Origin of the sequence: Pseudoalteromonas sp. SCSIO_11900, from assembly GCF_000576475.1 — a bacterium.
GTDB lineage: Bacteria > Pseudomonadota > Gammaproteobacteria > Enterobacterales > Alteromonadaceae > Pseudoalteromonas > Pseudoalteromonas tetraodonis.
In genome coordinates this window covers 791,226-804,852 of the sequence record NZ_KK070023.1, presented here as the reverse complement: position 1 = coordinate 804,852, position 13,627 = coordinate 791,226, and the positions used below count along the sequence as shown (strand labels likewise).

At 40.7% G+C, this 13,627-nt stretch carries 8 protein-coding genes; 5 read left to right on the top strand and 3 right to left on the bottom strand.

What is annotated here, in order from left to right; genetic code table 11:
• A partial coding sequence (locus BG00_RS03765) for a TonB-dependent receptor plug domain-containing protein (protein WP_253861351.1) occupies nucleotides 1-891 on the bottom strand: 891 nt, incomplete at its 3' end.
• Nucleotides 892-1,013: 122 nt separating this feature from the next.
• Between BG00_RS03765 and BG00_RS03760 the strand changes: the two genes are divergently transcribed.
• From BG00_RS03760 to fusA, 5 genes are all read left to right on the top strand, one after another.
• Nucleotides 1,014-2,606, top strand: coding sequence for an ATP-binding cassette domain-containing protein (locus tag BG00_RS03760; protein WP_036980635.1), 1,593 nt, complete (start codon nucleotides 1,014-1,016; stop codon nucleotides 2,604-2,606).
• Between the two features lie 4 nt (nucleotides 2,607-2,610).
• The gene (locus BG00_RS03755; protein ID WP_036980634.1) at nucleotides 2,611-4,176 is read left to right on the top strand and encodes an ATP-binding cassette domain-containing protein; all 1,566 of its coding nucleotides are present in this window, start codon (nucleotides 2,611-2,613) and stop codon (nucleotides 4,174-4,176) included.
• A gap of 761 nt (nucleotides 4,177-4,937) precedes the next feature.
• Entirely contained in the window at nucleotides 4,938-5,891 is a 954-nt protein-coding gene (gene ylqF, locus BG00_RS03750) for a ribosome biogenesis GTPase YlqF (RefSeq protein ID WP_036980631.1), read from the top strand.
• 735 nt (nucleotides 5,892-6,626) lie between these two features.
• Nucleotides 6,627-7,265 (top strand): sodium:solute symporter family transporter, encoded by a 639-nt coding sequence (locus BG00_RS03745; RefSeq protein ID WP_036980629.1) that lies wholly within the window; start codon nucleotides 6,627-6,629, stop codon nucleotides 7,263-7,265.
• 432 nt (nucleotides 7,266-7,697) lie between these two features.
• A complete protein-coding gene (fusA, locus tag BG00_RS03740; protein ID WP_036983338.1) occupies nucleotides 7,698-9,782 on the top strand; it encodes an elongation factor G in 2,085 nt (694 codons plus the stop codon).
• A gap of 182 nt (nucleotides 9,783-9,964) precedes the next feature.
• Here fusA and mdoH read toward each other — a convergent pair whose 3' ends face one another.
• Nucleotides 9,965-11,929, bottom strand: a complete 1,965-nt coding sequence (mdoH, locus tag BG00_RS03735) for a glucans biosynthesis glucosyltransferase MdoH (RefSeq protein ID WP_036980627.1) — start codon at nucleotides 11,927-11,929, stop codon at nucleotides 9,965-9,967.
• Nucleotides 11,901-13,520, bottom strand: a complete 1,620-nt coding sequence (locus tag BG00_RS03730) for a glucan biosynthesis protein G (protein ID WP_036980625.1) — start codon at nucleotides 13,518-13,520, stop codon at nucleotides 11,901-11,903. Before BG00_RS03730 ends, mdoH begins: the two co-directional genes overlap by 29 nt.
• Between the last annotated feature and the right edge of the window lie 107 nt (nucleotides 13,521-13,627).

Below are 13,627 nucleotides of genomic sequence, written 5' to 3'. Positions count from 1 at the left end.
ACTTGTTTGGTTATCTTGAAAAATAGAGGCGTTTTCAAGATTGTCATAGGGTTCAGTAACTACTTCACTTCTAGGTCTGTGGGTTTCGTTATAAGCGTAGGTGATCTTACTGGTTAAACCGTCAATATTGCTTGGTTGCCATAAAAGCTTTGCGCGCAAATCTTTGTTCTGCCAGTCGAGATCGAAGTCATGTGCAGTAAAATTTGGGTTAGTGTAGGTCACAAATGTATCTCTAGCGCTGTAATCTATGGCGATACGGGCAGCAAAATCTTCACTTAAAGGCCCTGATACTAAAGCGGAAATTCTATGTTTATTACGACTCCCAAGCAAAGCTTGCGCTGCAATTTCAGGTGTAAAAGTAGGCTCATTAGTACGAATTACCACAGCACCAGCAATGCTGTTTGCACCTTGGTTTGTTGTTTGTGGGCCTCTAAATACTTCAACCGAAGCTGCATCCCATAAGCCTGCAGCCCCTAAGTCGAGCTCACTGGCTGTTAAGTATCGGCCATCTACGCTGATAGTTGCACTCGGAATAGGCTTTGAAAGGTAGGCGTTGCCTGCACTAACAGGGCCTTTTGTATCGTTGCCTCGAATAATAGGTGCATCGGTATTACCAGCATAAATAACGTTTGCAGTACCAGGCAGGATTTCAGCAATTGTCGTAAGGTCAGCATTTTTTTTAAGTTCTTCAGCTGTAATGATTTGTACCGAACTTGTGGTTTCTTGCATTGTTCTGGCTAATTTTTGGCCATAGATAATAACGTGCTGAATATCTTCTTTTTTCTCTTCATTCTCATCTGCGTATACGTTTGTAATAGCAGCGCAAGAGTAAGTTAATACAAACAATCTTAGCAGTGAAACAGAAAACTTTTTTTGTATTAAAGATGACACAAATTAATCCTTTAAGAGGTAGGTTGATAATAATTATTATTTAGATTACTCTTTGCTGAACTGATTATCAACACTGTGTTGATAATTAATTTTATCATTTAACTTTATCGTTTGGGTTGTTTATGTTGTTAGGATTTGCAAAGTACAAAAGGTTGCAGCGCACGGTAAAGCCCATTTCAACTGAGTTGCTTATAGGCACTTTATTCTCGGTATGTAGTGGTATAGCAGGGGTTTTTGCACTTTTATCTGTGGTTAAGCTACTTTTAGGGGATGCTGATAAATGGTTATTGATAGCATGTATAAGTTGGTTGCTTGCAGCTACTTTTGCAGGAATAAGTGCATGGCTTAGCCATAATGCAGAAGCTAAGTTCTCCGCCCAATTGCGCATTGATATCGCTCGCCAACTTAGCTTTTTACCAGTTTATAGCTTGGTAAAATACCGCAGTGATAAGTTAAAGAAATTAATTAATGACGATGTAGCTAATTTGCATTACATGATAGCTCACCTACCATCTGAATTGACTGTATTGTTCATCATACCGGTTATTACATTAGGGGTATTGCTCTATACCACGCATATAAGTGCGCTTGTTGCTCTTATTCCGGGCGGGTTAGCAATACTTTGTTATCTCTTTATTATTCCGAGATTAGCAAAAAAGCAGGTTCAAGAGAGCACTAATGTGATGGCTCAAATAACAGGCAGTGTGACTGAGTACAGCAAAGGAGTATTAGTTTGTCGAACAACTCCAGCGGCGGCTGGCCCACTTGCTCGCTTAAAAAGCGCAACAACAAGTTTTACTCACGGTATGAAAAATCGAGTTAAACGAGTAGCAACCATCGTGGCGCTAGCAACGGCAATGTTGCAAGCGGTCGCGACATATACATTGGTTTACTGGATTGGCAGTCAATGGGAAATTGATTCGCTTGCGCCGTTAATGCTTTTTAGTTTAGTGATTGTAGCGCCAGCACTTAAATTAGGTCACGGGCTTGATTACATTTATAAAGGCAAAATGGCGGCGAAAGATATTGAGGAGTTTTTAAATATACCCACGCTGGTGTTTGGTGAAAAAGAGTGTGAGCCTATTGAATCTAACAAGCTTGTTATTAGTGATCTGAGCTTACAAATTAATAATGAATTACGCCAGCAAAGTATTAACTTATCGGCTCAATCAGGTTCACTATTTGTTATTTCTGGACAAAGCGGTGTTGGCAAATCAAGCTTACTGCGTGCAATAGCTGGCTTTGAACCGGCCTATTCGGGGAGGATTTATATTAATTCTGAAAATATAAAACATCTTACCGAACACTCATTAAATAAATTGGTTATGTTGTTGCCACAAGGATTGAGTGTATTAGATGCAACGGTACAAGATAATTTAGCTCTAACAGGTGGCAGGGCTGCTGCAAATAAATACCTGAGTGCGCTACAGAGCGCCCAACTTAATGTCGATTTATCTCAGCAGGCGAGCGCACTCTCCGGTGGTGAAAAACAACGCTTAAATTTAGCTCGTGCTTTTTTAAGCGAAGCAGCAATTTTGCTACTTGATGAGCCTACTAGCGCGTTAGATGACGAAACATCCATGCTAATTATCCAAGCATTGCAGCAACACGCATTAAAATACAATAAAATCATAATCATAGTGAGTCATGACCCCGAAATTAGCTTATTAGCTGATGATGAGCTTATCTTAAAAAGTAATCAAGGTGTAGGTTAAGAATATGCGTAAACCATCAATATTAACTAAGTCTGCATTTAAAGTGTTGCTGCCCGTGACAATCGGTTGGGGGGCTGTGGCTGTTTTAGAATCTCTGAGTTACATAGCAATTGCCTTGGCTATTTTAGGTGTGTGGCCTACATACACAGTTTTATTACTGGGCTGTGTGACCATTATAATGACTATTTTAGTCTCTCGTTCAGGCTTTAATGTAGCGGTAAGCTTAATTGATGCGCTTTATAGTGAAATAATAAACTGCATGGCTCATATTAAAGTGCGTTGGTTTAAGGCGCAAAACCAAACCAAGTTAATCACTTTAATGGGTCAACATATTCCTAGTTTTATGGCGATACCTGCCCATCAGCTACAACAGTTTATCCATGCACCATTAATTCCAATAGTGATCACTATAGGTATGACTTGGGTTGCTGGATACCAGGTTGCTTTAATCTTGGCTGGATTATTAATGATTGCTTTGTACATACAGTTAATTTCTCAGCGGGCACTTTTAAAATCAGATCAACAGCGTAGTGGGTTAGAACAAAAATCTAAGCATGCGGGGCAAGAGTTTGTTGATCATATTGAACTGCTACGCAGTGCAACGGGTTGCATCAATGCAAGTAAGCGAGCTGAAGAAGCTTGGCTTGCACAAAGTAAAGCATTAGCTTGCACCAATAAGGCTGCGGCAAAATCGACATTTTATGCCGTTGTAGCAGGTGCTTTACCATGCCTAGGGGTGCTGGTTTATATGTTGGCAGCAGGCGTTTACTCAGGGGAGTATGTTTTTGTAGTCATGTTACTGGCATTACGTGCAACCTTTCCAATGGAGGCGCTTGCTTTAGCCGCTTTAAGTGTAAATGAGCATACCTCAGCAATAAAAAGTTACTTTAATGTGCTAGAAGCTCCCCAATTGCAAGAGCCAATAAATAAGCAGCCTAAACAACTCCATAATTACAATATGAGAATTGACAAACTAACTTATCAACCTGCATTTAGTTGTTTTTCAGCGGAAATTGAATCAGGTACTAGGGTATTGATCCGCGGAGAGAGTGGTGTAGGTAAAAGCACCTTACTCCATCTTTTAATGGGCTTTGATGTACCTCAAAGTGGTAGTGTTCAAATCGGTAGCACATCATTATCATCAATCACCAGCACTCAGCGTGAAACATTGTTTGCTTATGTGCCACAGTCGCCAGTTATATTTAATGGCACTATTGCGAGCAATATCCGTATGAGTAACCCAACTGCAAGCGATGAAGAAGTAGAAAATATAGCTCAAAAAATGATGTTAACAAACGTAATATCTCAGTCTCCACTGGGTATTAATCAGCCTGTGGTCGATGGTGGCGGGCAGTTATCAGGAGGTGAGAAACAACGAATAGGCCTAGCACAAGCAATATTAAAAAAAGCGCCTATTCTTATCTTAGACGAAGCAACTGCAGCGTTAGACACCGAAACAGAAGCTATTATTGCCAAGGAACTAATGCAATTAGACTGCACAATCATTGTTGTTTCTCATCGTAACCCAGCGATATGGCAAGCGCACAAAACCATAACGCTGGCTAATTGAAAGTTTAAATTAATGGGCGTGTTATCTATTTGTTATGTAACGTGTCCAATATACTTTTCACAGTCATTCAGGCTGCTTATCGCAAAAAAGTTCTGAGCGATTCATAGATTAATTACTCCTCTACACCTTGAGAAGCTCAGAGGCTGGCACATTGATTTTGACTTGTTTCAAAATAGCGAGGAACTGGCTGTCTATAAAATGTGTTTTTCATAATCTTCTCTTGTGTTTGGTTTTTATTATTTTTAGAGGGGTCGCCAAGCCTAATTGGTGTTAATGGGATTTTGATTCATTTTTTTGAGTGCGGTTCTTGAGCCATGGAGGCATGAGTTGTTCATTCCTTAGATGATGTTATGGATAAAGTTGCAAAATATTCGACAGGCTTTGGTCTCTTGCAGATCTTAATACAAAGTTCGGTTACGCCATGAAAAAGACAGGGGCAAAGTAAGCGCAGGAGCATGTGATGGAATTTCGAACTTTCGATGTTTTCTGGACGAGGCTGAAGCTCTCCAGATTGCTCACACTGTAGAGAATATACATTATTAAAAAATAGGAAAATACTTGGGTGCTCGGTTATTTTGTGCGCTCAGAGATTGGCCTTAAGAAAACTTGAAGTGAACTCTTTTTAGTTTTAGAAGCACTATAGCTTGCTTCTGTAGTAAACTATGTACTATTAGTTGAGGTGATAAATCGAAATTATTCACCCAGTACCCCACACAGTGCCCCATGGCGTTATGGGTTGAATTAAAAGGTTTGAAAATCAAATGAGTAGAACAGGAATACAGTGGTTCCCTGGGCACATGAATAAAGCCCGAAATGAAATTAAAGAAATAATGCCACAAATGGATGTGATCATTGAAGTGCTAGATGCGCGCATTCCTTACAGTAGCGAAAACCCGATGGTGGCTACCCTGCGTGAAGGTAAGCCGGTCATCAAAATTCTCAATAAAGCCGATTTAGCTGATCCTAAAATGACGCAAATCTGGAAAGACTATTTTGAGCAAGAAAATGGCGTAAAAGCCATTGCGTTTGGTAACGATAAAGCCGCAGAAGTGCATCGAATTAATGAACTGTGTAAAAAGTTAGTGCCGCATAAAGTCGGTGCCGATAAGCAAATTAAAGCCATGATTATGGGGATTCCTAACGTAGGTAAATCGACGCTCATAAATGTGCTTGCTGGGCGTATAGTGGCTAAAACCGGTAACGAGCCTGCAGTTACTAAGGCGCAGCAACGTATTAAACTTGATGATGGCATTATGCTTTACGATACGCCAGGGATGCTGTGGCCAAAAGTAGAGAACGAAAACTCAGGTTATCGTTTAGGCGCAACCGGTGCGATACGTGATACCGCTATTGAGTACGAAGAAGTGGCAAGTTACACCGCCGAGTATTTATTGCATGCTTATCCTGAGCTTTTAAAAGCGCGCTATAAATTAGATGAACTGCCAGAAAGCGATTGGGAGTTTGTTGAAATGGCGGGTAAAAAGCGCGGCTGTATTCGCGGTGGTAACCAAATCGATACGTATAAAATGTCGGAAATTCTAATTAATGAATTACGAGATGGCATTATCGGTCGTATTACCATGGAAACACCTACCATGCGTGAAGAAGAAGAGATAATGGTAGCTGGATTGCGCGCGGCAGCAGAGGCGAAAAAGCAAGCCAAAGAAGAAGAGAAAAAACAACGCCGAGCACGTGCACGAAAAAACCGCCGTTAATTTATAAAAGCTTAGGTTAAGGCCTTACGCGTTAAATTACAGACATAAAAAAAGCCCGTAAGGGCTTTTTTAGTTTCATATCTACCGTCACCGATATGAGCAATGTAGCAAGTAAATGAGTAGGGCGGAAACAGGTCATAAACAGCAAGGGGTGTTGTGGTTTATAACAGGTTTCCATAGCTGTTAGCGTGCGCCACACGTTTGTTTCAGGGTCGAGAAACAAATGAATTTTTCAGTCACAAGAAGCAATGCACTCCCTCTTGTTGATAGTGATTATCAGTTAGATTTGAGTGGTAGTCAACACCTTAATGAAAATGATTCTCATTAACTTTGGGGGTTTTATATTAAATTATAGGCATAAAAAAAGCCCGTAAGGGCTTTTTAGTTTCATATCTACCGTCACCGATATGAGCAATGTAGCAAGTAAATGAGTAGGGCGGAAACAGGTCATAAACAGCAAGGGGCGTTGTGGTTTATAACAGGTTTCCATAGCTGTTAGCGTGCGCCACACGTTTGTTTCAGGTCGAGAAACAAATGAACTTTACCGTCACAAAAAGCAATGTACTTCCTTCTTGTTGAGATTGATTATCAGTTAGATTTAAATAACTGTCAACACCTAAATGCAAATAATTCTTATTTTAACTTTTTGTTCATTTATAGCACTAAAGTAAGGGCTGATTTTTGCTGCAGTTCTCCTTATGCCAAGTTAAGTATTATAATAACAAGAACAAAAATATGTTTTCTATTTGGTTTATTAGCCTTATTGCCGTGGTGTACCTAGGAGTATTATTTGCAGTGGCGGGGTGGGCAGATAGGCGTAAGGTGCTGCCATTCAAGGGCATGATTTATGGCCTATCATTGGGTGTTAATTGTACCTCATGGGATTTTTATGGCACCACAGCACAAGCGGCTAGTAATGGCTGGTGGTTGGCGCCTACCTATGCGGGCACGATTATATTATTTATTTTTGGCTGGCAGCTGTATTGCCGCATTGCACATATTTGTCGACAACAAAAACTCACGTCATTAGCTGATTTTATTGCTACGCGATATGGGCAATCGTCGAGTTTGTCAGGGCTGATCTCACTTATTTCAGTAATAGCGATTGTGGCGTATATCTCTCTTCAGCTAAGTGCAACTGCGCAGAGCATCAACTTAGTCACCGGCCGAGCCCCTACTCAAAGTAACCAAGTGTGGGCTGATAGTACGTTTTATATTACGTTATTACTGGCTTTATTTGCGATTTTATTTGGCGCTCGCAGGCTTAAGCCCAGTGAGCATAACCCCGGGTTAATTGCCAGTATTGCCTTTGAATCGATTGTTAAGTTACTTGCCTTTATTGCGGTGGGCTTGTGTGTGTTTTTCTATATTTGATCGCCTCTAAATATAAGTCGGCTTATATCGCTGCAAAACATGGCGCTTTTCATTTATTAGAATGTGCACCCGGTGTGACTATTGATGAAATCAAAGCCAAAACTGCGGGTAATTTAGTTATTAGCGACAAATTCAAAACTATGAGTTTTGAGTGATTTTACTAACGATTTGTATGGGCAAAATAATTGTGTTTGCTTCATGTCATCATCCGATTGCGCTTTTGATGTTCAACAATGACGCTGATAAAGACTTAAGTCGTTTAAATACAGTTTATAATGTGCCTCTTTTAAGCCCATCTCATACCTCAAAATATCTTTAAAGCAAGTTTTTTATAAATTGATTGCATTTTAAGCGACTTCTATGGTGATGTTCGCTTTAAGTAATGCTATACTCCCGCCGAATAATTTATCGACTTTATTAAGAGTAAAATTAATGGCAGATTTATCGAAGTACAGAAACATTGGTATTTTCGCGCACGTTGATGCGGGTAAAACCACAACTACTGAGCGTATCCTAAAGCTTACAGGTACAATCCACAAAAGCGGTGAGACACATGATGGTGAGTCTACTACCGATTTCATGGAGCAAGAAGCTGAGCGCGGTATTACTATCCAGTCTGCGGCAGTAAGCTGTTTCTGGAAAGATCACCGTTTTAACGTTATCGATACTCCTGGACACGTTGACTTCACCGTTGAAGTTTACCGTTCACTTAAAGTACTAGACGGTGGTATCGGTGTATTCTGTGGTTCTGGTGGTGTTGAGCCACAATCAGAAACTAACTGGCGCTATGCGAATGAGTCAGGCGTTGCACGTATCATCTTCGTAAACAAATTAGACCGTATGGGTGCTGATTTTTACCGTGTAACTGAGCAAGTACAAAAAGTACTTGGTGCTACTCCATTAGTTATGACTTTACCAATTGGTATTGAAGACGAATTCATAGGTGTTGTAGACGTTTTAAACAAACAAGCGTACGTTTGGGATGAGACAGGTCTTCCTGAGAACTACTCAATTGTTGACGTTCCAGCTGACATGGTAGAGAAAACTGATGAATACCATGAAATGCTTATCGAAACTGCTGTAGAGCAAGACGATGACCTAATGGAAGCGTACATGGAAGGTGAAATCCCTTCAATTGAAGACATCAAGCGTTGTATCCGTAAAGGTACTCGTGACCTTGCGTTCTTCCCTACATTCTGTGGTTCTGCATTCAAAAACAAAGGTATGCAACTTGTACTTGACGCAGTAGTAGATTACCTACCTGCCCCTACAGAAGTTGATCCTCAACCTCTTATGGATGAAGAAGGTAACGAAAACGGCGAGCATGCAATTGTATCTGCAGACGAATCTTTCAAAGCGTTAGCATTCAAAATCATGGATGACCGTTTTGGTGCATTAACATTCGTACGTATCTACTCTGGTAAGCTTAACAAGGGTGACACTATCCTTAATGCATTTACGGGTAAAACTGAGCGTGTTGGCCGTATGGTTGAGATGCAAGCAGATGATCGTAAAGAGCTTACTTCAGCACAAGCGGGCGATATCATCGCTATCGTTGGTATGAAGAACGTGCAAACTGGTCACACTCTTTGTGATCCTAAGCACCCAGTAACACTTGAGCCAATGGTATTCCCAACTCCAGTAATCTCGATTGCTGTACAGCCTAAAGATAAAGGCGGTAATGAGAAAATGGGTGTTGCTATCGGTAAAATGGTTGCAGAAGATCCATCTTTCCAAGTTGAAACTGATGAAGATTCAGGTGAAACTATCCTTAAAGGGATGGGTGAGCTTCACTTAGATATCAAAGTAGATATCCTTAAGCGTACTTACGGTGTAGACCTTATCGTTGGTCAACCACAGGTTGCTTACCGTGAAACTATCACTCGTGAAGTCGAAGATAGCTACACGCATAAGAAACAATCTGGTGGTTCTGGTCAATTCGGTAAAATCGATTACCGTATCAAGCCTGGCGAAGTGGGTTCTGGTTTCACGTTCACATCTTCAGTTGTTGGTGGTAACGTACCTAAAGAATTCTGGCCTGCAGTTGAGAAAGGCTTTAAGTCAATGATGAACGAAGGTGTTCTAGCTGGCTTCCCAGTACTTGACGTTGAAGTTGAACTTTTCGACGGTGGCTTCCACGCCGTGGATTCATCAGCAATCGCATTCGAAATCGCAGCTAAAGGCGCTTTCCGTCAGTCTATCCCTAAAGCGGGTGCACAACTTCTTGAGCCAATCATGAAAGTTGACGTGTTCACGCCAGAAGATCACGTAGGTGACGTAATCGGTGACCTTAACCGTCGTCGTGGTATGTTAAGCAACCAAGAAGCTGGTTTAACTGGCGTTCGCATTAAAGCAGACGTACCGTTATCAGAAATGTTCGGTTACATCGGTTCACTACGTACAATGACATCAGGTCGTGGTCAGTTCTCTATGGAGTTCTCACACTACGCACCATGTCCACAAAACGTAGCTGACACAGTAATTGCTGCAGAAAAAGAGAAAAAAGCAGCTAAGTAATTAGCACTTTAACTCTTTAAAAAAACCCGCACGTGTTGCGGGTTTTTTATTGTCTGAAGGTTATTAAGCTCGAAAATAAAAACGTGCGGTCATAAAAAAGGAGCAACAGTTAGTTGCTCCTTTTTTATTTATTATGGCTATACAAATCTTCAAAATAGCTGACTTAATTAAGCGAATTGGTATTAATTTAGCTTATTAGCTGTTTTTTTGATGAGCGCTTTAAACTTCTTACGATGTGATTCACCACTAAAGCTCTGAATAGGCATGGTTACTTTATGTTCTTGTGGTAACAGCGGTATTGCTGTTGAATAACGCCCTGCAGGTGGAACGCTTATCTCTTTAAGGTGTACTTTAAGTGCCGCTAATGTTGCATCATTATCGACTTCACTCGGGCAGAGAAAAATTCCCCACTGCCTGAGCTTAACGCCTAGCTTGATACTACTTGAATAGCGCACAATAGGTGCAGCGAGTATGAGCCCTAATAAAATAGGAGATAACCACCAAAAAAAGACTGGCGTAAAGTAATAAGCAACGCTACCCCATACAATGGCAACCAGCGAAGAAAGCAATGTATAACTAAATGCTTCTTTCCATGGCACCATTCTGCCTTCACGCGGTTGAGCGTCCCATTTTACTTTTTTACCTAAAAATACACAGACTACAAAATACGCATGAAAAACCATCATTAATGGTGCCACAATAATGGCAAACACGGTTTCAATTATAGACCCTAAAGTAAGTTTTAATGCACCACCAAAGCGCTGCTTTCTATGCACTAAGGTAACAATCACGCCCATGAGTTTAGGCAATAATAAAATAATGATAGTTAAGTAAAGTAATGAGTCAATGAGCTCTGTTTTGGCTATTTGCCAAGTTGGAAATAGTTGATAGGCGCGATTAAAATAGACATCGCTATTTAAAGCGCGTGTTACCGCGTCTATGGTGCTTAACGCCAGCATAGATAACCAAATGAGTGATGATATATACGCGGTTGCACCCAGTAAAAAATGCAGCTTACTCATTAGCTTTAATTTTGCTGATGATAATAAGCCAAGATGTTGAATATTACCTTGAACCCAGCGTCTGTCGCGTACAGCATAATCTAATATGTTGCTCGGAACTTCCTCGTAACTGCCCTCAATATCGGCAAGTAATAATACGTCCCAATTCGCGCTATGTAATAAAGAGGCTTCCACAAAATCATGACTTAAAATTTCACCACCAAAAGGCGCTTTACCTTTTAGTGTTGGCAAGCCACAGCAATCAATAAATGCTTTAACGCGAATAATGGCATTATGGCCCCAGTAATTGGCTTTATCGGTTTGCCAAAAAGCAGAGCCGGTAGCTAACATTGGACTATAAAGAATTGAAGCGAACTGTAAAAAGCGTCCAAAAAAGGTATCTTGGCGCACAGGAATAGGGATAGTCTGAATCAATCCCGCTTGTGGATTATTCAGCATACTGGTAGTGAGCTCTAGCATGCACTGACCCGTCATCACACTATCAGCATCCAATACAATCATATGCTCGTATTGGCTACCCCAGCGCTCGCAAAAGTCGGTTAAGTTACCCACTTTACGATGTTTGTTATCTTCACGGCGACGATAAAATACCTGCTTTGCAGTATCACCTAAGCGCTCACATAACGCATGCCATGCACTTAATTCATTACTAGCAATAGTTGCGTCTTGTGTATCGCTTAGTAAATAAAAATCAAAGTGTTTTAATTGCCCTGTCGCTTTTAATGATTGTAAGCTGACTTCAAAGCCTGCAATCACTCTGTGCGTATCTTCGTTATATATAGGCATAACCACAGCCGTTTTTTGCTGTGACAATGCTTCACTGTTAATAGAGACCGGCTTTATTTTTTTAAGTGTGAGTGGATCTATCCGAAATAGCTGCAGTATAAAACCAATACAACCACTACAAAATGCGGTGACTATCCACGCAAAAGTAATAGAAAATAAAGCAAGAAGTGCATACTCAAGTAAGGTCATGCCATTTGAATTTAAAATTTCAAACATAATTGAAATGCCATAGCCTGAAAGACCAATAGCAGCGATAGCAAATAACCACACACGAAGTGTTTTAAAAGGCATCGGCGTGCCTGCGCTTTGTTTACTTGATGTCATTTGGATACCAAACATAGCTCCATACCTCGCTCACTTCTTTATTACGTAGCTTTAGCGATAAACGCATATCTACAGGATCACTACCTTGGGGAGCGACTTTAAAAGCAACACGCCAACCTAATGATTTTGGTAATTTTTGCACTGTAATATCGCGGGCTTCACCGGTAGTAAGCTGAAGATCTGCGCTAAGTGCTAATTTTGCTGATAACTGATTGATATCAGGGCCGGTAAAGTCAACAGTAAATTGACGATGGCTTTTTGGCGGTGGATTATCTTCACCAGGTAATGCGGCACTACCAATACGCGTTCTAGCTACTTTGGCCAAATTATTTTGGCTTAGATAATCATTAAACGTCGTCATTTTATAGCTAAACTTTAATGCCTCTCCTGCTTTGAACGGCTTTTCAGGAACCCAATAACTTACAATATTATCGTTTGTTTCAGTATCTGTTGGAATTTCTACTAGCTCAACACGGCCATTGCCCCATTCACCTTGTGGTTCTATCCAAAGGCTAGGGCGGTTGTGGTAATGCGCTTCGATATCAAAGTAGTTATTGAATTCACGGTCACGCTGCACAAGGCCAAAGCCTTTTGGATTCTCATATGAAAAAGAGGTTACACTGAGTTGGGATGGATTATTAAGCGGACGCCATACCCAATTACTCTCTTGTGACTGCGTGAGCAAACCATCTGAATCATGTACTTCAGGGCGGTAATCATCAAAAAACTTAGTGCTATTTTCACCGTGATAAAACATGCTCGTTAATGGCGCTATACCTAGCTTTTTAACATCTTTACGCGCAAAAATTTGCATGTCGACGTTAACACGTGTCTGTGTGTTTGGGTCTATTTCAAACTTATAGGCTCCCGCTACCGATGGGCTATCGAGTAAAGCAAAAATAGTAATATTAGTTTGCTCTGGTGTTGGTTTTACTAACCAAAACTCTTTGAATGAAGGAAACTCTTCACCAGATGTTTGTGCGGTATCAATTGCCAATCCGCGTGCTGATAAGCCATAAACTTGATTAGGTCCAACTAGGCGAAAATAAGAAGCGCCCTGAAACACCATAATTTCATCTTTATAGTCATCGTTATTTAGTGGGTAGTGCAATCTAAAACCAGCATGCCCTAACTGTGTACCTTCAACACTTTTCGCTATTTCATCTTTTAGGTGTGCTGCTGTTCCATCATATTGATAAAAGTCTGTGCTAAATGGGAGGCGGCTAAGCTTGGCATCGTGATCAACGATATTGATTTTGACTGGGGTTTTATATAAAAAACCTGGGTGAAACAGTTGCAGCTCATAAAGCCCTTCATCTTTCCATACCGATTGATCGTGTTTGAAGCGGATTGAGCGGTAGTCTTGATAATCAATACTATTGAGCGCTTCTATTTGTATGTTTTTAGGTGCAATATAATCTTGCTCAGCAAGCTTTTTAGCACGCGCACTTATCACATCAAATAAGCTGCCTTGTGGTATTGCCGCTTCTAATGAGGTTGCTGCAATGGCGTTGTTCGTTCCCCACAGTGAAAAAACTATCAACATCCCTACCAAAGGTTTAAAAGCCCTTTGACAAGTTGATATAAGGTGAATGCGTTCTTTCATTTTGAATCCTTTATAAAAATATATTTACAGCGAGAGTAACGTCTATCTCAATGGTTTTTATATGGGTTAGCAGGACTGGGCAATTATCGTTTTAGCGCTGGTGTAGT